23 protein-coding genes are annotated in these 20148 nt (G+C 55.1%); 16 read left to right on the plus strand and 7 right to left on the minus strand.

From position 1 onward, the window contains the following. Positions 1-43: 43 nt before the first annotated feature. The gene (locus ACOCLD_RS01915) at positions 44-811 is read left to right on the plus strand and encodes a hypothetical protein (protein ID WP_422910635.1); all 768 of its coding nucleotides are present in this window, start codon (positions 44-46) and stop codon (positions 809-811) included. Here the strand turns inward: ACOCLD_RS01915 and ACOCLD_RS01920 are convergent, their stop codons facing one another. Continuing rightward, positions 812-1744, minus strand: coding sequence for an alpha/beta hydrolase (locus tag ACOCLD_RS01920; protein WP_422910636.1), 933 nt, complete (start codon positions 1742-1744; stop codon positions 812-814). An 84-nt stretch (positions 1745-1828) separates the two neighbouring features. Between ACOCLD_RS01920 and ACOCLD_RS01925 the strand changes: the two genes are divergently transcribed. After that, entirely contained in the window at positions 1829-2437 is a 609-nt protein-coding gene (locus ACOCLD_RS01925; RefSeq protein WP_422910637.1) for a DUF6436 domain-containing protein, read from the plus strand. On the opposite strand, the gene ACOCLD_RS01930 is transcribed toward ACOCLD_RS01925, so the two are convergent. After that, entirely contained in the window at positions 2438-3223 is a 786-nt protein-coding gene (locus ACOCLD_RS01930; RefSeq protein WP_422910638.1) for a substrate-binding periplasmic protein, read from the minus strand. Positions 3224-3257: 34 nt separating this feature from the next. Further along, positions 3258-4310 (minus strand): AraC family transcriptional regulator, encoded by a 1053-nt coding sequence (locus ACOCLD_RS01935; RefSeq protein WP_422910639.1) that lies wholly within the window; start codon positions 4308-4310, stop codon positions 3258-3260. Between the two features lie 206 nt (positions 4311-4516). Here ACOCLD_RS01935 and ACOCLD_RS01940 point away from each other — a divergent pair, with 206 nt between their 5' ends. Beyond that, positions 4517-6892 (plus strand): penicillin acylase family protein, encoded by a 2376-nt coding sequence (locus tag ACOCLD_RS01940; protein ID WP_422910640.1) that lies wholly within the window; start codon positions 4517-4519, stop codon positions 6890-6892. 16 nt (positions 6893-6908) lie between these two features. Next, positions 6909-8393 carry a M20 family peptidase gene (locus ACOCLD_RS01945; protein WP_422910641.1) on the plus strand — a complete coding sequence of 495 codons (1485 nt, stop codon included), beginning with the start codon at positions 6909-6911 and terminating at the stop codon, positions 8391-8393. Positions 8394-8492: 99 nt separating this feature from the next. Here the strand turns inward: ACOCLD_RS01945 and ACOCLD_RS01950 are convergent, their stop codons facing one another. The 4 genes from ACOCLD_RS01950 to ACOCLD_RS01965 all read right to left on the minus strand — a co-directional run bounded on the left by ACOCLD_RS01950 (position 8493) and on the right by ACOCLD_RS01965 (position 11290). Then, positions 8493-9086 carry an SCO family protein gene (locus ACOCLD_RS01950; RefSeq protein WP_422910642.1) on the minus strand — a complete coding sequence of 198 codons (594 nt, stop codon included), beginning with the start codon at positions 9084-9086 and terminating at the stop codon, positions 8493-8495. Then, positions 9079-9480 (minus strand): hypothetical protein, encoded by a 402-nt coding sequence (locus tag ACOCLD_RS01955; protein WP_422910643.1) that lies wholly within the window; start codon positions 9478-9480, stop codon positions 9079-9081. The genes ACOCLD_RS01950 and ACOCLD_RS01955 overlap by 8 nt, the downstream gene beginning before the upstream one ends. Beyond that, positions 9473-10051 (minus strand): hypothetical protein, encoded by a 579-nt coding sequence (locus ACOCLD_RS01960; protein WP_422910644.1) that lies wholly within the window; start codon positions 10049-10051, stop codon positions 9473-9475. The genes ACOCLD_RS01955 and ACOCLD_RS01960 overlap by 8 nt, the downstream gene beginning before the upstream one ends. Before the next feature lie 75 nt (positions 10052-10126). Continuing rightward, positions 10127-11290 (minus strand): MFS transporter, encoded by a 1164-nt coding sequence (locus tag ACOCLD_RS01965; protein WP_422910645.1) that lies wholly within the window; start codon positions 11288-11290, stop codon positions 10127-10129. Between the two features lie 159 nt (positions 11291-11449). Between ACOCLD_RS01965 and ACOCLD_RS01970 the strand changes: the two genes are divergently transcribed. The 12 genes from ACOCLD_RS01970 to ACOCLD_RS02025 all read left to right on the plus strand — a co-directional run bounded on the left by ACOCLD_RS01970 (position 11450) and on the right by ACOCLD_RS02025 (position 19602). Beyond that, a complete protein-coding gene (locus ACOCLD_RS01970; protein WP_422910646.1) occupies positions 11450-12415 on the plus strand; it encodes a LysR family transcriptional regulator in 966 nt (321 codons plus the stop codon). Between the two features lie 167 nt (positions 12416-12582). Next, a complete protein-coding gene (locus tag ACOCLD_RS01975; protein ID WP_422910647.1) occupies positions 12583-12933 on the plus strand; it encodes a hypothetical protein in 351 nt (116 codons plus the stop codon). A 1168-nt stretch (positions 12934-14101) separates the two neighbouring features. Beyond that, positions 14102-14527, plus strand: a complete 426-nt coding sequence (locus tag ACOCLD_RS01980) for a hypothetical protein (RefSeq protein WP_422910648.1) — start codon at positions 14102-14104, stop codon at positions 14525-14527. Between the two features lie 492 nt (positions 14528-15019). After that, entirely contained in the window at positions 15020-15442 is a 423-nt protein-coding gene (locus ACOCLD_RS01985) for a hypothetical protein (protein WP_422910649.1), read from the plus strand. Positions 15443-15582: 140 nt separating this feature from the next. Further along, complete coding sequence (locus tag ACOCLD_RS01990; RefSeq protein WP_422910650.1) at positions 15583-16233, plus strand: CPBP family intramembrane glutamic endopeptidase; 651 nt, start codon at positions 15583-15585, stop codon at positions 16231-16233. Positions 16234-16311: 78 nt separating this feature from the next. Next, a complete protein-coding gene (locus tag ACOCLD_RS01995) occupies positions 16312-16830 on the plus strand; it encodes a hypothetical protein (protein ID WP_422910651.1) in 519 nt (172 codons plus the stop codon). 71 nt (positions 16831-16901) lie between these two features. Continuing rightward, entirely contained in the window at positions 16902-17336 is a 435-nt protein-coding gene (locus ACOCLD_RS02000) for an Imm50 family immunity protein (RefSeq protein WP_422910652.1), read from the plus strand. Positions 17337-17413: 77 nt separating this feature from the next. Then, positions 17414-17791, plus strand: a complete 378-nt coding sequence (locus ACOCLD_RS02005; protein WP_422910653.1) for a hypothetical protein — start codon at positions 17414-17416, stop codon at positions 17789-17791. A gap of 92 nt (positions 17792-17883) precedes the next feature. After that, positions 17884-18162: a hypothetical protein gene (locus ACOCLD_RS02010; RefSeq protein WP_422910654.1), complete on the plus strand. Its 279-nt coding sequence runs from the start codon at positions 17884-17886 to the stop codon at positions 18160-18162. 74 nt (positions 18163-18236) lie between these two features. Further along, the gene (locus tag ACOCLD_RS02015) at positions 18237-18680 is read left to right on the plus strand and encodes a DUF6714 family protein (protein ID WP_422910655.1); all 444 of its coding nucleotides are present in this window, start codon (positions 18237-18239) and stop codon (positions 18678-18680) included. Positions 18681-18768: 88 nt separating this feature from the next. Further along, entirely contained in the window at positions 18769-19158 is a 390-nt protein-coding gene (locus ACOCLD_RS02020) for a hypothetical protein (RefSeq protein WP_422910656.1), read from the plus strand. 93 nt (positions 19159-19251) lie between these two features. Then, positions 19252-19602, plus strand: a complete 351-nt coding sequence (locus tag ACOCLD_RS02025; protein WP_422910657.1) for a tetratricopeptide repeat protein — start codon at positions 19252-19254, stop codon at positions 19600-19602. Positions 19603-20148 lie beyond the last annotated feature (546 nt).

Raw genomic sequence — 20148 nt, forward strand, 5'->3', positions numbered from 1 at the left:
GTCAGCATGCCGCAGAAAATAGCCGCCCCTGAATGGAGTCCCTATGCGCGCCCTTTCCGTTGTACTGGCCCTGCTGCTTAGCCTGCCTGTCCTGGCTGACGATTACCTGCAGTTGTATCAGGCGGCCGGCTGGCCGCAACAGCGCATGCACTTCAGCGACGCCCTGCAGGCCGCCCAGGAACGCTACCGCAGCAGCCTGCCGCCCGCGGTGTATCAGGCGCTGGTCAACAACAGCAACCAGCGCTTTGCCGCCGCGGCGGTGGATCAACGTGCGCAACAGGGCCTGCGGAATAACCTCGGCAATCCGGCCAGCGCGCTGCAGTTCTTCCAGTCGCCCCTGGGCCGCAAGATTGTCGATGCCGAGCTGCTCGCCACCCGCAACGATCAACTGGCGCGCTACGCCAACGGTCTGCCGCGCAGTGAGGCCAGCGCCACCCGCCGCCTGCTGATTCGCCATCTGGCCCAGGCGCTACCGGCGCGGGAAGCCGGTGCCGAAGTCAGCCTGGCCCTGGCCGGTGTCGCCGCCGACAGCCTTAGCCAGATGCTCCCCGGCCTGCTCGGTGGCGACAGCGCCCAGGCCATGCTCAATGGCCAACGCCAGCGCTTGATGGAGCAGATCGGCGCGGATCTGGATAACACCCTGCTGCACGTCTACCGCGAGCTGAGCGACCCGGAGCTGGAAGAGTTTGTCAGCTTTGCCCAGTCAGAAAGCGGCAAGAGCTACTACCAGGCAGCGCTGGCAGCCATCCGCAGCGGCTTGGCGGTTGGTCAGAGCAGCGCCAGTCTGGCTCCGGCGCCGCGTGGTATCTGATTAGCTCAACCGCTGGCTGAGAAACTCGAAATAGCGCTGGCGCAAGGCTGGCGCTTCGTTGGCCAGGTGGTGCCGCGCCTCGGGCAGACGCAGAATCTGCGGGGCGGCGAACTTGTCCTGCAGCACCCGCAGGTTGTAGCGCCAGGCCACCGTCATGTCGGCCTCCCCCTGAATGATCAACGGGCTGCGTGTACTGCGTGGCGCGGCTTCGATATGCGGCACCCACTGGCTGAGCGCACCCACCCAGGCGGTCGGCAGGTTGCGTGGCTGCAACGGGTCCTGGTGATGAACGAAGTCGATAAACTCGGCATCGCTGGAATTGACGCTGAAACGCCGGGGAATCTCGCTGACAAAGCGTTTCATGATGCGGTAACTGAACTGCGACCAACCCCAGGCACGCGGCCGCACCAGCGGCGCCAGCAGGATGGTTTCGCCGATTGCCGCGCCCGGGCTGCCGGTCAGCAGGTAGTCGATCAGGATCGCCCCGCCGGTGCTTTGTCCGCACAGGTGCCAGGGCTGTGGCAGCTCTAGCGCAGCTGCTTCAGCCAATACCGCCTGCAACACCGCTTGATACTCGCTGAACGCGCCGATGCTGGCGCGCGCACCGCTGGACAGGCCGTGCCCAGGCAGGTCGAAAGCCAGCACCGCAAAGCCCATACCCAGCGCCCACTGGATTACATGGCGATACAGGCCAACGTGGTCGTAATAGCCATGCAGCAGCACCAGCGTGGCGCGCGGCTGCTCCGGCCACCAGGCCTGTACGGCGATCTGGTAGCCCGCCGCCTGCAGCGTGCCCATACGGCTGCGTGCCGCCCAGGTGTCGCTGAAACCGTAGAACTGCCGATAAGCCTGCTCGCCCGCAGACAGGTCAACGGCTGCGGCCAAGGGTCGCAGACTGGCAAGCAGGTTTTCCGGCTGGAACGGCTCAGGCATTGGCTTTCCATCATTCATGCGGGGAAGTTCCGGCCATCCGGGCCGACGTCATCAGGTTGCGGATATTCAGCTGTCGCGCCAGTCATGGCAAGCTGCGCGCCTGTTCAGCGAAAACTCATCATGACTCGACCCACGCGCAAGACCCTGCTCGCCAGCCTGCTGATTCTGCTCTGGGCCGCCGCCATGCTGGCCGCCTACTGGTGGTATGAAGCGCGCTACCTGCGCAGCTTCAGCGAGCAGACCGCGCTGTTCTACGGCGAACAACTGCGTCTGCCCGATGAGCTAGCCGGCCCCGGACCAATCCGCCTGGTGCATTTCTGGGACCCAGCCTGCCCGTGCAATGTCGGCAACCAGCAACACCTGGCCGAGCTGATCGAACGTTTCACCCCCCAGGACGTGCGCTTTTATGCCGTGCAAAAACCTGGCAGCAGCGGCCAACTGCCCAGCACCCTGAGCGCCCTGCAACCACTGCCTGAGCTGACGGGCAGTGCGCAGATTCCCGCCAGCCCGGCGGTAGCAATCTGGGATCGCCAGGGTCAGCTGGCCTACTTCGGCCCCTACAGTGAAGGCGCCGTGTGCACCTCCAGCAACAGCTTTATCGAGCCGATTCTGCAGGCGCTGATTGCCGAACGCCCGGTCAATGCCAGTAACACCCTGGCGGTGGGCTGTTTCTGCGACTGGCAGAGCCACTGACTATCTCAGGCCATCCGGGGTAAAGCGCTGAAAGATCTGCTGCGCCTCACCACTGGCCTGCAACTGTTCGAGCTGCCGATCAAATTCTCTGACCAGACTTTCACCGCGCGGCGAGCCCTTGCTGACCAGTAGAAAGAACGCCTTGGTGGCGACCAGCGGCACATGGCGCAGTTGCTCATGGCCCTGATAGATACCCAACGCCAAACCGCCATACAACGGCTCGATCTCACTGGGGAAAAAGTCGCAGCGCTGACGCTGCAGCATATCCAGATTCTGCTGGACGCTGGGGAAGCGCTTGATCGGCTCACCCACGCCAAACGGCTGATAGTTGTAGCCGATCACCCCGCACACCCGATACGGTTGCAGGTTCTGCAGCAAGGCCGGCAACGGCACTTCGGCAAAGCGCTGAGCGGAATAGAACAGCCCAAGGCGCGTTTCGTAGAGGCGCGCACTGTAATGCGCGTAGGCCGCGCGCTCGGCGTTGTAGCTGGCATCCCAGGTCAGTTCGCAGCGGCCCTTGCTGGCAAAATCCGCCAGCTCCTGCTGCACCCGCGCCCAAGGCATGTAGTGCACGTCATACGTCAAGCCCTGACGCTGCAGCGCCGTCAGCACCAGGGTGCTGGCCGAGCCGGTCAGGTGGTTGCGATCCACCTCGCCATCGACCCGCTGCCAGTAGGTGTAGGGCGGCCACTCGTTGCTGTCGCCCAGACAGATCTGCACCGGCTGCGCGGCCAGACAGGGCAGCCCCAGCAGCACCCACACTCCACTCACGATCACTCGCCACATAAGCACTACCTCTGGCCTGTGTGGAAAGGCTAGATCAGTCTGCCGCCGTCATCCCAACAACCGACTGTCGGCGAAAGCCCTGCGGCGTCGCACCCTGCCAGCGCTTGAACGCGCGGTAGAACGGTGACAGCTCGGCAAAACCGCAGGCGCGCGCCACTTCACGGATGGCCAGGCCGCTGTCGAGCAGAGTCTGCGCACGCAGGCGGCGCACTTCATCATGCAACTGGCGAAAGCTCTGCTGCTGTTCGGCCAGCGCCCGCTGCAGCCCGCTGACGCTGTAACCCAGGGCGGTGGCGCAACGCGGCAGGTCGCATAGCTGCACACCCAGGTTGACCTCCAGCCAGTAGCGCACGCGGTTGAGCAGCTGGTTTTCTTCCAGCTCGGCCAGTTCCACTTCCGCCTGCGCCCAGAGCACCGCGAACAGCCGCGGGTTGGCGCTGCGCGAGGGGCGGCTGAGCCAGGCGCGCGGGAAGATCAGCGCGTCATGCGCCTGGGCAAAACGCGGCAGCAGGCCGAACAGCCGGCGATGCTCGCTGAGCCGGCGTGGGGCCGGGTGGCGAAACTCCACGCCGTCGAGCGCAAAGCCGCTGTCGTTGACGCTGGCGAGCATCTTCTGCAGCAACAGCGCCAGGCACTCCATCTGCTGGCGCAACGAGCCGACGCCACGGTAATTGAGGTCGAAGATCAGCCGCGCCTGCTCGCCTTCCAGCTCCAGGCGCGCGGCAAATCCGCCGGAAAGAATGTGCTGAAAGCGCACAAAGCTCTCTAGCGCCTGGCCCAGATCGCGGCTGGCCAGCAGCAGGTAACCCACCACATCCATCGGCCGTGGCTGCATCCGCTCGCCGAGGTGCAGGCCGATATCCACATCACCACTGATGCCGGCCAGCGCCCCCCAGAAGCGCGGCGCGTTGTCGTGATCCTCACGGGCATTGAGCAGCGGCGGCGCCAGCACCACGCCCTGATAGGCCTGGCGATAGGTGTCGGTCGGGTCCAGCCCCAGCGCGGCCAGGGCCTCATAAAGCAGGCGGCGCAGGGTGGAGGAATGGGTCAGTGCGCTGGCGATGCTGTTGTGCGGATCGTGTTGCATAAAGGTCTCTCGAATTGACCAAAGACTTTCACTCTTGCGCTGTTTGGTCAATGCCGCACCACGCAGCAGCCCGCACAATGGCAGGGCTGATAAGCAGGCTGTGTAATGCCAATAACAGGACGGCTGGTTGGGCTTCGCTGCGCTCAACGCCAACCTACGTGTGCTGTCCAGCGCAGCCTGATAAAACCAATAACAAGGATTCCCAGATGAAACGCACCCTGACTGCCCTTGCCCTGATTGTGGCCGCCAGCGCCGCCGGCGCTTACTGGTATATCGACAGCAAGCAGCCGCAACGCGCCGGCGAACTGTCACTGAGCGGCTTGCAAGCGCCGGTCACGGTGGATTACGACGAGCGCGGTGTGCCGCATATCCAGGCGCAGAACGAAGCCGATATGTACCGCGCGCTGGGCTATGTGCATGCCCAGGACCGTCTGTTTCAGATGGAAATCCTTCGCCGCCTGGCCCGTGGCGAACTGGCCGAAGTGCTCGGCAGCAAACTGGTCGACACCGACCGCCTGTTCCGCACCCTGGGCATCCGCGAACACGCCGACCGCTACGCCGCCAAGCTGGACCTGAATGCCCCGGCCAGCAAAGCGCTGCAGGCTTATCTGGATGGCGTGAACCACTATCAGGCCAGCCACCCGGCACCGATCGAGTTCGATGTGCTGGGCATCGAAAAACGCCCGTTCAATGTCGCCGATACCCTCAGCGTCGCCGGCTATATGGCCTACAGCTTTGCTGCCGCCTTCCGCACCGAGCCGGTGCTGACGCATATCCGCGATCAGCTGGGCGCCGATTACCTCAAGGCCTTTGACCTCGACTGGCACCCGCAAGGCGTGGTCGGTCAGCACCTCGCCGCTGGCGACTGGCAGGACCTCAACGCCATCGCCGAGCTGAGCCACGCCGCGCTGCTGGATGCCGGCCTGCCGCAGTTCGAGGGCAGTAACGCCTGGGCGGTGTCCGGCAGCCGCACCGCCAGCGGCAAACCGCTGCTGGCCGGCGACCCGCATATCCGCTTCGCGGTGCCGTCGGTGTGGTACGAAGCCAACCTGAGCTACCCCGGTTTCAGCCTGTACGGCCATCACCAGGCGCTTAACCCGGTGGCCTCGCTGGGGCATAACCGCGACTTTGCCTGGAGCATCACCATGTTCCAGAACGATGACCTCGACCTGATCGCCGAGAAAACCAACCCGGACAACCCCAATCAGGTCTGGTATCGCGGTCAGTGGGTCGAGCTGCAAAGCCGCGAAGAGCTGATCAGCGTCAAGGATGCCGAGCCGGTGCGCCTGACCATCCGCCGCTCGCCGCACGGCCCGATCATCAACAGCGCCCTGGGCGAAACCGTCGGCAGCACGCCGATTGCCATGTGGTGGGCGTTCCTGGAAACCGAAAACCCGATCCTCGATGGCTTCTATCAGCTCAACCGCGCAGCCAGCCTAGAGCAGGCCCGCACCGCCGCCGAGCACATCGAAGCGCCCGGATTGAACGTGGTGTGGGCCAACGCCACGGGCGATATCGGCTGGTGGGCGGCGGCGAAACTGCCGCGCCGCCCGGCCGGGGTCAACCCGAGCTTTATCCTCGACGGCAGCAACGGTGAGGCGGACAAAGACGGCTACTACCCGTTCAGCGCCAACCCGCAGGAGGAGAACCCCGCGCGCGGCTATATCCTCTCCGCCAACTACCAGCCCGTGTCGCCGACTGGCATGGAAGTGCCGGGCTACTACAACCTGGCCGATCGCGGCCAGCGCCTGGACGAACGCCTGCGCGACGACAGCGTGAAGTGGGACGTGCACAACAGCCAGGCGCTGCAACTGGAGCCCGGCACCGGCTACCCGCAACGCCTGCTCGCGCCGCTGGCCGCTGACTTGCGGGCTGCAGCCACTGGCAGCGAAGAGCAGGCACTGGTCGAGCAACTGCTGAGCTGGGATGGCCAGCACCAGGTCGAGAACACCGCCGCCACATTGTTCAACCAGCTGGTTTACCAGTTGGCGCGCGAAGCCATGGCCGATGAGCTGAGCGAAGTCTTCTTCGCCAACCTGCTGCAAACCCGCGTGCTCGACAGCGCCCTGCCGCGTCTGGCCGCCGATGCCAGCTCGCCCTGGTGGGACAAGCGCGGCAGCGACGCCGTGGAAAGCCGCGCCGATACCGTCAAAGCCGCCTGGCAGGCCAGCCTCGCTCACCTGCGCAGCACCCTCGGTGACGACAGCGCGAAATGGGCCTGGGGCAGCGCGCACACCCTCACCCACAGCCACCCGCTGGGCCAGCAAAAGCCGCTGGATAAACTGTTCAACGTCGGCGCATTTGCCGCACCAGGTGGTCATGAAACGCCGAACAACCTCTCGCAACCGGTCGGCCCGGCGCCCTGGTCGGTGGTGTACGGCCCCTCGACCCGCCGCCTGATCGACCTCGCCGATGCCGGCAGCGCCCTGGGCATCAACCCAGTCGGCCAGAGCGGTGTGCTGTTTGATCAGCACTACAAGGACCAGGCCGAACGCTATATTCGTGGCGAGTACGTGCCGATGCACCTGGATGCCGAAGCGATCAAAGCCAACAGCCGCAGCCAGCTGATTCTGCGCCCATAAGCCAAGGAGAACGGCGATGAAACGTCTGTTACTGCTTCTGCTGATCATCCTGCTCGGCCTGGTGGCCGTGGTGGTCGGGCGTACCCTGCTACTGCCGGCTACGGCATACAACCGCGCGCCGGTCAGCCTGCCTCAAGGGCTGGATGGCCAACGCGCCGCCGAGAGCCTGGCGGCCGCCATTCGCCTGCCGACCCTGTCGCATCAGGTCGGCGCGCCGGCCAGCCAACTGGCGGCCAGCAACGCCGCTTTCACCGGCCTGCGTGAGTGGCTGGCGCAGCGTTACCCACAGGTCACCGCCAACACCGAGCCGCTCGCCACCGGCAGCCCAAGCATCCTGCTGCGCTGGCCGGGCAAGGACAGTCAACTGCCCCCCGCCCTGCTAATGGCGCATCAGGACGTGGTACCCGTCGCGCCCGGCACCGAAGAGCTGTGGACCCACCCGCCGTTCTCCGGGGCGATTGCCGATGGCTTTGTCTGGGGCCGTGGCGCCATCGACAGCAAAGGCTCGATGGTGGCGATTCTCGAAGCGGTGGAAACCTTGATGGCTCAGGGCTTCCAGCCACAACGCGATGTGCTGCTGGCCTTCGGTCACGATGAAGAAATCGGCGGCCATCAGGGCAACCGACGCATCGCCGCGCAGTTGCAGGAACAGGGCAAACGCCTGGCCTGGGTCAGCGATGAAGGCGGCTTTGTGGTGCGCGGACAGATCCCCGGCGTCAGCCAGGATGTCGCCGTGGTCGGTATTGCGGAAAAGGGCTACGTCAGCCTGACCCTGCAAGCCAATGCCCAGGGTGGCCACTCCTCGCAGCCACCGGCCTTTGATGAAACCGCCATCGGCCGCTTGAGCCAGGCCCTGCAACGGGTCGGCGACGCACCCTTCCAGCGCGGCTTCGACGGCCCCACCGGCGACCTGCTGGCCAGCTTCACCCCGGCGCAATCCTTCGGCTACCGATTGATCTTCGCCAACCTCTGGCTGTTCGGCCCGCTGGTGGAACAACAACTGGCCGCCTCGCCGGCCGGTGCCGCGCAACTGCAAACCTCGCTGTCGCCCACCCTGCTGCGCGCCGGCATCAAGGAAAACGTCCTGCCGCCCAGCGCCCGCGCCACCCTCAACCTGCGCATCCACCCGCGCGACAGCATCGCCAGCGTGGCAGAGCACGTACGCAGCGCCGTAGCGGATGAGCAGATTCAGGTCAAAGTCATGCCCGGCGGGCGCGAGCCCTCGGCGGTATCCGATGTCAGGGGCGAGGCCTATCAGCAGTTCGCCGAGGTAATCCGCCAGAGCTTCAGCAACACCCTGGTCAGCCCCAACCTCACCGTCGGCGGCACCGACTCGCGTTACTACGAGCCGCTCACCGACAACGTCTTCCGCTTCAGCCCACTGCTGATGGAGCGCGAAGACCTGCCGCGCATGCACGGCACCAACGAGCGCGTGGCGATCGATACGCTGGCCAATGCCAGTGGCTTCTACTACCGGCTGTTGCAGAGCCTGGCGGACTGACACCAGTGGCGCGCACCTCCGCCACATAGCGCCTGACGACACTGCGCAGAAGCGCCGCCAGACCAACGAGCAGCGGAACTTAATAGGCCCGCTGCTCGCTCAAAATCTGAAGCTCAGCTCTCTTGCCAGATGATCCGCAGCAAACCCCGGCCGGAAACGCCCAACGAAGCGGCCTTGCGGATCAATAATTGAGAAGGTCAGCGAATGAGCGACCGTATAGCGATCCGGCTCGGGTGAAACTGCAAACTGGATACCCAGCTTGCCGGCAAGCCGAAGCAATTGTTCCTCGCTGCCCGTCACGCCACGAAATGACGCGTCAAAGTGCCTGACAAACTGCCCCACCCCAGCCACCGAGTCGCGCTGCGGATCAACCGAGACAAAGACAAAGGCCATCTCAGCGCCGTCGCCCAGCTCGGCTAAACGAGCAGCCAAGCCTGCCATCTGCGACAACCCTGTCGGGCAAATATCCGGGCAGTGCATAAAGCCAAACAACACAATGCTCCAGCGCCCCCGCAAAGACTGATGGGTAAACGCCCCCTGATCAGACTCAAGCCTGAATGACGCCAGGCTACGGGGTGCACTCAGCCACTCAATCGCTTGCGGCACAGCCGGACGGGGGACGACAAAAGCGGCTACTGCGCCCAACAGCAGCCCCAAACCGAGCAGCAACAGAGCCAGTAGTGGTTTACCCATCGGCCCGCACCTTGCCGCTTGAGTAGAGCAGCCATACCGCCAGCAAGGCGGGCAATGTCACGCCGGCAAAATCCTCAAGCAGCGACTCAGGCCCACAGATGCCCACCAGCACCTCCCATATGTGAAAGAGCGCATGGGCAACCAACCAGGCTGTCGGCAGCAACCACAACAGCAGGCGGTGACGTAGGTAAATCGCCCCGTAGATAAACGCGATGCCGATCAGCAGGTAGATCATGCCGATGTCGCGCAGGAAGTGCTGGTTGAAAGGCCCCCGATCCGGCACACCGGGCACCAGCCAGTACCAGGTTTCAGGCGCCAATGTCATAAAGACGCCATTGCCCATGGCCGCCAGTCCCAGCAGCGAGGCCAGCGCTGTGCTGTGCGCGTTAGACACCTCTTGCCTCCTCAGCCAAAGCAGGCTCACGAGTAGGCGTCAGGAACGACTCATTGACCTGAATTCGGCTGCAGGCCTTGCCGTAACCCAGGGCGTATTTCAGCGCGGGATAGACCCGGTATGAGCTGATGGCAAAACCAATGGCAATCAGCCCCTTGTCACCCCACAGCGCGCGAATCTGCTCACGCAGTTCATCGGCTTCGGGGTTGTGCGCCAGCACCTGTTCTGTAAAGCGCACCACCAACGCAAGCTCCGCGGGGAGGTGCGGCAAATCCCGATCAATCAGTGCGCGTACCAGTGCGGGATCAAGCCCCGCTTCCAGGGCCATGTTGACCACCAGCTGCGTACAGGGCCCGCAATCATCCCAAATAATCGCGCGCAATCTCGCTGCATACAGCGGTCCCATGGGCAATTTACCCGAATGTGCAGACAGGGTTTGCAAGCCCATAAACTTCAGAAACGCACCCAGGTCAGCCTGCAAGATATCCTGCTGATAACCCACGTCGTAGTTATAACGGCGTTTAAACGCCAGCAACATTTTATTAAGTGCATAACGAATCACTTCAAACACCTCATTGCGTTGAATAGTATCTGTGAGTTAAATGAATCACTAAAAACGAGTCATTAACGCAAGCGGAACTCAGGATCATCGAGCCATTGAAATCTCGCGCATCTCCTGAGTGCGCACCGGCCTAAACAAAACAAAGCCGCTCAATAGAAATATCAGGGCACAAATAATCAGCATGAATAAATAACTGCCGCTTTCAAGCAGCCCCGATGCCAGCAATGGACCTGTCGCCAAACCGGCAAACGAAACAACGGCCGCTGTTGTTGCCAGTTTTCCACTGGCGTCCAGCCCAGCAGTCACAGCCAACAAGTAAGACTGCACAGCAGGCCAGGCGATAAACAACATCGCCATTGCCAGCACATAAAGAACAGGGTGTGCTGCAAAGATCAGCAGCAACGCTGCGCTTGCCGAGATCGCGACGCCGAGTAGCAACCAGGACAAACGGCCATGGCGTTTGCCAATCATCATCGGAGCCATCGCGCCGAGCAGGCCTAACAACCCAGTGGCTGCGATGTAGACACTGACCGGCTCAGCAGCGAGACCCGCTGCCAGCCCAATCAGCCCAACATAAGCCCAGATCGCACTGGCAGCCACTTGATAAAGCATGATTGCCAGTAGCAGTAGAAAGGCATGGTGATACTTACCGGAGAACAAGATGCCTGGCTCACTTGAGGCGTTATTGAGCGGGATGTTTGCCACTAGCAGGACAAACAACAAACTCAACAACGCCAAACCGGCCATCACATAAAAAACGGCATGAGCATTGGTGAAGTTCTCAAGGAGTGGCAACAGATAAATAACCAGCGCACCCACACTGAACTGGATAAACAACAAACAGCCAAACGCCCGGTCAGGGTTGTTCAAACGAGCCAGTACAGCAAAGGCAATACCCAGGCTAAAACCGCCAAAAAAACCGGCCACAAAGCGCCAGCCCAGCATTGCTTCATAGGCATCAATTCGGGCGCTGGCTATATCCATCAATGCCAGCACTGCTAAACATATAAAAACTGCAGGCTGCCAACGAATTCGGCTCACCAGAAAAATTGCAGCCGTAGTGCCGAGCAATCCACCATAACCGTTGAGCGCAATGATCTGCCCCGCTTCCACATCAGAGAAGCCAATAGCGCCGGCGAGCGCATTAACCAAACCCGGCAGAAAATTAATATAGGAAAGCCCGGCCATGGTAATAAATGCCATGGCCAGGTAGATAAACAGAGAGTTACCGATGCGTATATTCAACATAGCGCCTCATGAAAGTGAGTTGACTGCCGCTGCTGTTGAATTCTTATGCGGTACTTGCCAGATGAACATACGGTCGCCTGCCCTATCAGTCGTGAATACTATTCACGAATGCTCATGCTAGGCTCCGCCCACGGACAAACTGCATGTGCCTACTCGCCCATGGACAAACTGCGCTTATTAGAACTATTTCTGGCCACCCATGATGGCGGCAGTTTCGCCGCCGCCGCGAAGGTATGTGACACCGACCCTTCCACCGTCAGCAAAGCCATTGCCCGCCTGGAAGCTCAACTGCAACTCACGCTGTTTCAACGCAGCACGCGGCAATTGCGTACCACCACGGCGGGAAAACACTATGCCGATACCGTACGCAAGCTGCTCCAAGACCTCGACTCCTGCGAGGACGAACTGCGGCACCTGAATGACTCCCCCTGCGGCACCCTGCGCATCAACTCGGCGGTCTGCTACGGCCACCTCTATGTCCGGCCCCTGTTACACGCGTTCTGCCAGCGTTATCCCGCGATCAAGCTGGAACTTGAGATCAATGACCTGCATCTGGATGTCATCGACAACGACATTGATATCGCCCTGCGTACCGGCTACGTGAAAGACAGCCGCCTGGTAGCCCGACGACTCAGCCCAATGGACTTTCTCGTCTGCGCCTCACCGCACTACCTCAACACGCAAGGCACACCGCAACACGCGGATGATTTCCACACGCACAGCTGGATTGGGTTTCGCATCAAAGAAACACAACAACTGCAGCCGATATTCTTGCCGAACCGACACGGCGAATACCTTCCTTATGAGCTAGAGCGCCGACATATCACGGATGATGGTGAGGCCATGGCATACATGTGTGCAGATGGCCTGGGCATTGCCCAGCTTCCACACTTTCTGGCAAAGCCCGGCTTGGACAGTGGCGCCCTGGTCTCACTTTATCCCTGCTACAGACCGCCACAGCCAGACAATGGCGTATTTATGATTTATCCCAAGCGCGATTACTTGCCAGCCAAAGTCAGAGTATTTATTGAATTCATGACCACCGCGCTGGAATCTATGGGGGAAAACACTCATCACACGTGGGCAGAAAAATTAACGCCACTCGTTGAGTTTCCTCAGCGTTAATTAAAGTCGATATAGAGAACAACTCCCTATTTTTCTCGAGCCAGCCCCGGCATTGCCGAAACGCGAGCGCCAATAACACACGCTCGGCTCAACACACCGCGCGGCTTGAGCCTCCATACAGATGAGGGCAAACTGCCTGCAGGACAATGCCGCCAGCGGGGCACGATATGGACGTTGTAAAAAGCCTCAAACCAGGTAAAAACGGTACCAAACGCTTTGTCGAACGCTACGGCGACGACCTGATTGCCGTGCGCTACCGTCACGACGCCGAACAACAGATCAGCTACACCACCGTCGAACTGATCGTCGAACGCAAACACAAACCACCGAAAACCCGCACCCAAACGCCCAAACAAGCAACGGCGTTTGTATTCGTGCGCGTAGGTTTTCATGAGAAGGACATGCAACTGACGGTAAAGCAGGCGGGCGGTAAGTGGCAGCCTGAAGAAAAGGCATGGTTGTTAAGTTACAAAGCAGCAGTAGAGCTTGGGCTGCAAGAACGGATCATCAATAGCTGATGGTCAGATATGGATACGAGATAGCCAGATTTGGATACTTATTGCCAGCGATGGCAATTGTGTGCGGATATGGATATGTCGTCTAATTATAGTTAGGTATCATTAAAATGCTTGAGCGCAGCTCGGCAAAAAGTAAAGAAATGACATATGGTCAAGCCATGAGCTTCCTTCAACACCTATACAACTCTGGTATCGGTGTTAGCGAGTGGTATTCTTTCCGGGCCGGCGAAAGCCAAATAAACAGCGGTATTTGCTTTGTTAACACTGCCTCTAACAGGGACACCGTAATAATCTCAAGAAACAAAATTATGGAATTTTATTTAACATGGATAAAAAGCGAAGCAAATGAGTTGCTATTTTCCATTACAGTTAGAACCTAACAACTGGTTCAAACCGTTCGCTGCGCTCACTGGGACGGGCTAAAGCCCGCCCCTTAACCAAACGTTAGGCACCTCCGGTACTTTTTGTTTTGGGGTAAAGCTTCAACCGCAACACCACGTCGCGCTAAAAACTCATAGTCCGCTGTAAACACATGGAAGTACGATGGCAGGCCTTAAAACATTAAATTTATCGCGCAAGAACTTGAGTCCGGCGGTGTCGGCCTTTCCGCTTTGTGTTGCCCGCAGTATCGCGCATTGCAGGCCAGGCCTAACAAGTGGCTCAAATCGTTCGCTGCGCTCACTGGGACTGGCTAAAGCCAGCCCCTTAGCCAATCGTTAGCAACCATGCCTATAAAAATCAGCAGCCCTGCAAATATCCTAGTTTTATTCACACTCGCGCTGGCAGCATTAGGCGGTATTTTCTTCGGTCTATATTCATGCGGCGGTTACTACTGGCACATCCAAGCTTACTGGATTTCTGCGTTGCTATTTGTCGTTGGCTCCGTCACGTTCAAGAACCAAGTGCTAAACACCTTAGGCTCCAAGCTTCTATTTCCAATAATTTACTTGGTCCTCTTCTTGGCTTCACAGTCAGTCGCTGCTACGTTCTATCCATCAGCCCCTGAAAGTTTCTCAGAGTTCATGCGCAATTTTCTTATAACTGTTGAGTACGGCCCATGCGCTTAGCAATCGCGCTCGCATCGCTGCTAACAATGCGCTCAAATCGCTCACTTCGTTCGCTGGGACGGGCTAAAGCCCGCCCCTTAGCTTAATCGTTAGGAATTCCCTTGGCCGCGTTTCACTACAAACTAGAAATTGTCCCACGCGCCTTTCTTGGCGAGCCTGCCATTAACCATGTCTCGCTGGATAAAATTCAAGAAGGGCTGTCGCCTTGGGAGAATTCGTCTGAACCCAACGAACAATTCCTTATCGCAGTTCGTGGCTTATTGCCTATTGAGCACTCTTGGGGTGAAACCGAAGAATATGTATCACCTGCGGACTATGGATCAGACATTAGACTGTGGTGGGAAAATGGGAGGCTTGAGAACATCGAGTTTCGGTTCAATCCATACAGCGACCCTTGGAGCCTTATGCAGGACTTTCTTCAAGTTGTCCGCGAGGCATCGTATATGCTTGTTGAGGTTAGAACTGGAGAGGTGTTAGTGCCGGAGGAAATAGTGCTTAAAGAGCGTTCTGGTGCTGTACATTCCTAACAACTGGTTCAAGTCGCTCGCTTCGCTCACTCGGGACCGGCTAAAGCCGGCCCCTTAACCAAACGTTAGGCTCAACAAATCTTATGCTGAAGAAAATATCAACGATTACGTTAGTCTTAATTTTACTATCCGCACTGTTTATCCAGCACATATACATAAAACACCTGCAAAAGAAATATCTAGTTGGCCACATAGAATTTGGCCACGCACGCGCAATTGACGCATATCAGAGAGTTATTGAACTAGCTGACATAGAAGGCAAGAATTACGCACTAAGAGCGGCAATAATTGGTCAAACCATCGAAACTGTCAGGCTAGAAGAATGGCGTAAAAGCAATAACATACAGCTTTCCCCACATACAATGAAAATACTCGACAAAACAAATGATCATTCTGAAACCAAGAAATAATAGCCTAACAAGTGGTTCAAACCGTTCGCTTCGCTCACTGGGACGGGCTAAAGCCCGCCCCTTAACCAAACGTTAGGCCACCATGAATCGAAACTACGAAATCATTGATGGAATATACCTAGTCAAAGATCACTACGAATTAGACTTGCACAATAACTTCGACTTCATGGGCTTTAATTATTTTATTGACGAGCGTAGAGTCATTTTATCTTGGTCACGTTCAAAGGGGAGTTGGGTAATTCCGGAAACGCCACAAACGTTGAGCGTAGAGTTTATTGGTGTTAGTGAGTTTCGATTTTTACCTCGTAATTCCGGCGTACCATTCTCAGAAGATAACTGCATAAATTCAATTGGTTATCTTGTGAATGAAGATTGGGCTGATGGCGTCATTGTGGTGGAACCAAATCAAAAAGCAGAACCGCACTGGCTTACAGCAATAGACTTCATGTCTGGTGCAGTAATTGCTATTCAAGCTGAGAGTTCTCGTGCTGAAATCACGGCCTAACAATCGGTTCAAACCGTTCGCTTCGCTCACTGGGACGGGCTAAAGCCCGCCCCTTAACCAAACGTTAGCCACCTGCATAAAAACTAAATATTTTATAAATTAACGAAAATTAAAATTAATTTAAAACTGCGCAAATCTCAATGACAACCATTACCAACAAAATAAAAATAGAACCAATTTATATTTCACTTGCCGCCGGATATGCAATAGCAAATTTTTTACTTCTAAACTATACCCACAACATGGGTGGCTGGAATTGGGTTGGTAAATCATGCGCTCTGGCATTTTCATTAATGATAATCATGGCCCTACCAAAATTCAGAGCAGAACTAGGATTCACACTAACTCAAAATAGCAAATCAATTAAAAACTCTTTATCAGCCATCATAATATTATTTTTCTCAGCTCTCTGTCTTAGCTTCACCCAAGAAAGCATTCCCTTCAATGTAACCACGATACTATTCCAGATCTCCATGCCTTCACTTGATGAAGAACTGGCTTACCGAAGCATATTATTGTTCTTGCTACTAAGGGGGCTACAAACAAGTGCAAATACACATTTCAATCCCGCTGTAATTTTAATTACATTATTATTCGGCGCAATTCATGGCATACATTACAGCAGCGGCAGCTTAAGCATAGACCCTCTAGCTTTTCTAATATCAACAGTTGTTGGAGGCATTCTTATGCACATAAGGCTACTGTCAGGAAGTATAGTTTTCCCTATAATTGGTCATTCCGTTTTTAATGTTACACTGCTATCAAGCGCCATGATTCAGCACCATGGCTAACAATAGGTTCAAATCGTTCGCTACGCTCCCTGGGACGGGCTAAAGCCCGCCCCTTAACCAAACGTTAGGCACAAGTCAATGCATGCATCTGCCACTAGGAGTAATCCAAGAAAATACCTAGCACTAGGACTTACTCTAATAGTGCTATCAATAGTATTTTTAATAATCGCACATAAAGCTCCGACAGCCAAAGACGAACTCAATGAATTCAGAGGAAACGTCTCAAACATCAAAATAATGCGCGGGAAATACGGCATCTCCGGATTTGAATTTTACCTTGAAAACGAGAGTAAAATTTTCAGATTTGAATCACATGGCATTGATGCCGAGGAAATCTTTACCAGTTTAAAAAATACAAAGAACAAGAATATCCGTATTCTGGCCCACCCTAATGGCGAACTATCTTGGTTTAGTGGCCTACGGAGATTCCCTGTTTACTCTGTAGAAATCCCCAATGGCCCGAGCATCTCATACGAGCAGTTTTCCAAGTCATGGAAAGATATAAATTCTTTATCTGAGAAAATTTCAGCCACAAGCGCAGTATCTGGTTTTCTTTTTGTTTTCTTATTTCTTTACTCCCGCGCAAGGCCTAACTAGTGGTTCAAGCCGTTCGCTTCGCTCACTCGGGACCGGCTAAAGCCGGCCCCTTAACCAAACGTTAGGCCTATATGGAAATCATCAAACATATCTACGGATCCGAGAAAGTAGAGAAGGCGCTTGGGTTCTGGCCTTCCTTCCATGATGCTGAGGTCATTTCTTTTTCTGTATCGCGAGCATTGCCACTAGACACAAATATTTGCTTTGCCAAACTCGTTGTTCATGTACGGCAACATGCAGAGGTTGGCGTGGGCACTGCTGAATATGCGCTAGCAATCGTCAAAAACGTATTGGTTAACTTTATTTTTAAAGGCGTCTCTGATGTTTCAGTTTCAGAGTTCAATCATCAGAACGTTATAAATGCAATTAAATTCAAGAGCACAGAAGCACTGGGTACGCCTAGCATCTCTGTCGAAATCGAATCTATTTGGGGCTTTGGAGGTTCGCTACAGTGCAACAGCGTTGTGGTTGAGTCCGTAGAAGAACTGCCAATCGTGCAGGCCTAACAAATGGTTCAAACCGTTCGCTTCGCTCACTGGGACCGGCTAAAGCCGGCCCCTTAACCAAACGTTAGACCCAGATCATGAACGGACTCACCCGCGAAAATTCATCAACTATTGCCTTTATCGTGAATTGCTACCTAAGCAACTCAATCAGCACAGATGAATTGCAGCAATGGGCTACTCGAATTATGGAATCAACTGGAGAATATCCAGATTACATAGTTGAATTGCTGAGCTTTGATGCTCCTCGTTTCCATATCTACAAAGCAATCGGCTTCAGCCCTAGTCGCAGATTTACAAATCAGGAGAGCGAAGCAATTTTTGGCATCACATACCTACGTAATCGTGTGGCTTTTGACGGTCCAACTAAAGAGTGCGCTATAAACTCGCTACACATGAACCAGACTATTCTTACAGAATTTAGAACTGCTTTTCCGTTCATCCAAATAGCGGTGTAAGGTCTAACAAATGGTTCAAGCCGCTCGCTCCGCTCACTCGGGACCGGCTAAAGCCGGCCCCTTAACCAAACGTTAGCCATATGGAGTAGATCATGAATTCCAATAACAAACTCGGAATGAACCATGACCACGTTGGTGGGAATTTTAAGTGGGAAATTGAACCAGCGTGCTGCGGAATGCTCAAGGATGCAGTTGCCGAACAATTTGTATTTGTTAGCAACTTCACCGATGAAAAATTCAATCAATTTTATATGATGCCATTGATGGCTAACGGTGAACTATTTCGTTCTGACGGCCTGCCAATCCAACATTGCCCTTGGTGCGGAGAAAAAATCAGAGCTCGCAAGCTATATGAGTCATCCAAGGGCTAACAAGGCGCTCAAATCGTTCGCTTCGCTCACTGGGACCGGCTAAAGCCGGCCCCTTAGCTTAATCGTTATACGCCATGAACTGGATCGAAAAATCTCGAAAATTATTCAACACGCCGAAGCCAGAACACTTCACCGGTTTCGGCCACTGTGAAGAGTGCCTTGATCACGATCTGACTCTTGTGAATTCGGATGTTGACTCTATTGGCTTTGATGAGCTTGGTAATCCTGGCTGGGACCCTATTTGCTATGTAGAAGCAGAAGGTTTTATTTATTACTTCCCAGCCTTTGTAAGGCTTTGCGTAGACAGCAATCCTGACCAGTCATACATTAGTCAGTTTTTATTTCACTTAAGCTATGACGGAAAGAACAATCGATACACACTAGCGTTCTCGGCCGAGCAGCGAAATTTTACACTAAAGTTTCTTAACTATTTGGCAGAAGCAAAAATTGATACCATCACGCTATACGGCGATGAAGAAATGCTTTCTTCTACAATAGAAATCTGGGCCAGCGTATAACAACTGGTTCAAACCGTTCGCTTCGCTCACTGGGACGGGCTAAAGCCCGCCCCTTAACCAAACGTTATGCATCACAAGGAACAATCGTGTGCTAGCTTTCAGAATCGCTCTCAATGGAAAGCTGATTGCCACTATCGGCCAAGAGGACATGTCGATTCTCACGACAACCATCGTTGGAAGTAGCGGGAATCAAAAAAACGAAGTTAACAACTATGTTCGTTTAAACTTAGGTGGTATGTCGCATGAACTACCAGAAGGTTTCTGCCAACACTTTAGGTGGAAAGATCAGACTCTCGATATCGGAGATCGATTAGAAATAGAGATACTGGACACTAATGAAATTGACCCACCAACCAAACGATTCCGCTCAGACCATGAAATTCAAGAGTCCCCCTTCACAGAAGAAGAAGCCCGTGATCTTCGGTACCAAGACTACATAGAACTAAAAAAAGAGTTCGAGCCAGGTAGCGACGCATAACAATTGGTTCAAACCGTTCGCTTCGCTCACTGGGGCGGGTTAAAGCCCGCCCCTTAACCAAACGTTAGGTACACCCAATAAGAGTTATACCAAATGAAGAACCAAATTCTTACTATTTCCGTAATTTGTGCGACTCTCAGCTTTTTCGGCTGCAGTTCTATGGCTCAAAATGGCTCAATGATAGGAGCACATGAAGCCTACGAAAAAGGAAGTTTCAAAAAATGTTTATCATACACTTCAGAAGCTGAATACTATGGCAGCCATTCACGCGTCATGGATGCCCAAATTATGTTCTACAAAGCAATGTGCCTAGAAGGACTAGGTCAAATAGACGCAAGTAAAGGCATATTTGAAAAGCTAGTGAGGCTATATCCAGAGTCTGACTGGGCGATAGTAGCCGCATCTAAAATCCTAAACGAAAAAAACACATCTAATTCCTTATGAATAACAGCCTAACAAACGGTTCAAGTCGCTCGCACCACTCACTCAGGACCGGCTAAAGCCCGCCCCATAGCTTAATCGTTAGGTAAACAAACTACTCCATACTTTCACAAGGCAAAGGTATGCATTGGTACTTCACGGCTTTAAGCTACTCCTTATTTTTACTCGCCATAGCCTTATTAGCTTACAGGCTACACATGCTATTCACGGGCAACAGAATTTTGGGTGTAGTCACTAATCTCATCACTAGGAACAGAAGCCTTACGGGCACAGCAAAATCAACACTACTTGAGATCTCCTACAAAGACTCAAACGGTGTTGACTACAAATTTGAAGCTGACAATGGTTTATTAGTTCACATCTACAAAATAGGAGACTCAGTAAGCCTATCCGAGAGAAATGGCAAAATAATCGTTAATTCATTATTCAACATTCTCACTGCACCAGCTCTCTTAGCTGCAATGAGTTATATGATTTTCAATTTCTTAACCTAACAAAGCAAAGGAATACGGACGCATTGGAAATCGCGAGCGTCGCAAAACATCTTGG

It is taken from the genome of Pseudomonas cimarronensis (assembly GCF_049331905.1).
Lineage (GTDB): Bacteria > Pseudomonadota > Gammaproteobacteria > Pseudomonadales > Pseudomonadaceae > Aquipseudomonas.

What these genes read in the sequence shown, in the direction of transcription:
- ACOCLD_RS01915 (WP_422910635.1), top strand. Translation starts at nt 44, where the DNA reads ATGCGCGCCCTTTCCGTTGTACTGGCCCTGCTGCTTAGCCTGCCTGTC.
- ACOCLD_RS01920 (WP_422910636.1), bottom strand. Translation starts at nt 1,744, where the DNA reads ATGCCTGAGCCGTTCCAGCCGGAAAACCTGCTTGCCAGTCTGCGACCC.
- ACOCLD_RS01925 (WP_422910637.1), top strand. Translation starts at nt 1,829, where the DNA reads ATGGCAAGCTGCGCGCCTGTTCAGCGAAAACTCATCATGACTCGACCC.
- ACOCLD_RS01930 (WP_422910638.1), bottom strand. Translation starts at nt 3,223, where the DNA reads ATGTGGCGAGTGATCGTGAGTGGAGTGTGGGTGCTGCTGGGGCTGCCC.
- ACOCLD_RS01935 (WP_422910639.1), bottom strand. Translation starts at nt 4,310, where the DNA reads ATGCAACACGATCCGCACAACAGCATCGCCAGCGCACTGACCCATTCC.
- ACOCLD_RS01940 (WP_422910640.1), top strand. Translation starts at nt 4,517, where the DNA reads ATGAAACGCACCCTGACTGCCCTTGCCCTGATTGTGGCCGCCAGCGCC.
- ACOCLD_RS01945 (WP_422910641.1), top strand. Translation starts at nt 6,909, where the DNA reads ATGAAACGTCTGTTACTGCTTCTGCTGATCATCCTGCTCGGCCTGGTG.
- ACOCLD_RS01950 (WP_422910642.1), bottom strand. Translation starts at nt 9,086, where the DNA reads ATGGGTAAACCACTACTGGCTCTGTTGCTGCTCGGTTTGGGGCTGCTG.
- ACOCLD_RS01965 (WP_422910645.1), bottom strand. Translation starts at nt 11,290, where the DNA reads ATGTTGAATATACGCATCGGTAACTCTCTGTTTATCTACCTGGCCATG.
- ACOCLD_RS01970 (WP_422910646.1), top strand. Translation starts at nt 11,450, where the DNA reads ATGGACAAACTGCGCTTATTAGAACTATTTCTGGCCACCCATGATGGC.
- ACOCLD_RS01975 (WP_422910647.1), top strand. Translation starts at nt 12,583, where the DNA reads ATGGACGTTGTAAAAAGCCTCAAACCAGGTAAAAACGGTACCAAACGC.
- ACOCLD_RS01985 (WP_422910649.1), top strand. Translation starts at nt 15,020, where the DNA reads ATGAATCGAAACTACGAAATCATTGATGGAATATACCTAGTCAAAGAT.
- ACOCLD_RS01990 (WP_422910650.1), top strand. Translation starts at nt 15,583, where the DNA reads ATGACAACCATTACCAACAAAATAAAAATAGAACCAATTTATATTTCA.
- ACOCLD_RS01995 (WP_422910651.1), top strand. Translation starts at nt 16,312, where the DNA reads ATGCATGCATCTGCCACTAGGAGTAATCCAAGAAAATACCTAGCACTA.
- ACOCLD_RS02000 (WP_422910652.1), top strand. Translation starts at nt 16,902, where the DNA reads ATGGAAATCATCAAACATATCTACGGATCCGAGAAAGTAGAGAAGGCG.
- ACOCLD_RS02005 (WP_422910653.1), top strand. Translation starts at nt 17,414, where the DNA reads ATGAACGGACTCACCCGCGAAAATTCATCAACTATTGCCTTTATCGTG.
- ACOCLD_RS02010 (WP_422910654.1), top strand. Translation starts at nt 17,884, where the DNA reads ATGAATTCCAATAACAAACTCGGAATGAACCATGACCACGTTGGTGGG.
- ACOCLD_RS02015 (WP_422910655.1), top strand. Translation starts at nt 18,237, where the DNA reads ATGAACTGGATCGAAAAATCTCGAAAATTATTCAACACGCCGAAGCCA.
- ACOCLD_RS02025 (WP_422910657.1), top strand. Translation starts at nt 19,252, where the DNA reads ATGAAGAACCAAATTCTTACTATTTCCGTAATTTGTGCGACTCTCAGC.